An 810-nucleotide genomic window follows, 5' to 3' on the forward strand; every position below is an offset into this window, starting at 1 on the left:
TCTGGATGATACCGCCCCAGAAGCCAGTATTGTGATATCACCCGCGACAGTACAGCTGGAAGCACTGGGTAATACCATTGGTTATGACGATGATCCTCAAATCACCGCCGTGGGCAGCGATGGCGCCTATGTGGTGACCTGGTACGGTGAGGATAGCGACGATGATTATTCAATCTTTGTGCAGGCCTTTAACGCCGATGGTTCCTTCAACGGCGCCACGGTACAGCTGGAAGCGCCGGGTAATACCACCAGTGGCGACTATCGGCCTCAAATTACCGCCGTGGGCACCGATGGCGCCTATGTGGTGACCTGGTACGGAAGGGATAGCGACGATGATTTGTCGATCTTTGTGCAGGCGTTTAAAGCCGATGGTTCCTTCAACGGTGTCACGGTACAGCTGGAAGCACTGGGTAATACGACAGGTTATGACAGAAATCCCCAAATCACTGCGGTAGGCAGCGATGGCGCCTATGTGGTGACCTGGTACGGTGAGGATAGCGACGATGATTATTCAATCTTTGTGCAGGCGTTTAAAGCCGACGGCTCCGTCAACGGCACCGCGGTACAGCTGGAAGCGCTGGATAATACCTATAGTGATGACTATTCTCCCCAAATCACCGCGGTGGGCTCTGATGGCGCCTATGTGGTGACCTGGTACGGTGAGGGTAGCGACGGTGATTGGTCTATCTTTGTGCAGGCGTTTAAAGCCAATGGTTCCTTCAACGCTGACACAGTACAGCTGGAAGCGCTGGGTAATACCAATGGTTATGACGTTGATCCCCAAATCACTGCGGTAGGCAGCGATGGCGC

The 810-nt window shown here is 53.8% G+C and carries 1 protein-coding gene; it reads left to right on the forward strand.

The genetic code is table 11. The annotated features are described in order from the left end of the window. A partial coding sequence (locus Q8W24_RS16780) for a hypothetical protein (protein WP_305476040.1) occupies positions 1 to 810 on the forward strand: 810 nt, incomplete at both ends.

Origin of the sequence: Oceanobacter sp. 4_MG-2023 (assembly GCF_030689165.1) — a bacterium.
In the GTDB taxonomy this organism is placed as follows: domain Bacteria; phylum Pseudomonadota; class Gammaproteobacteria; order Pseudomonadales; family Oceanobacteraceae; genus Oceanobacter.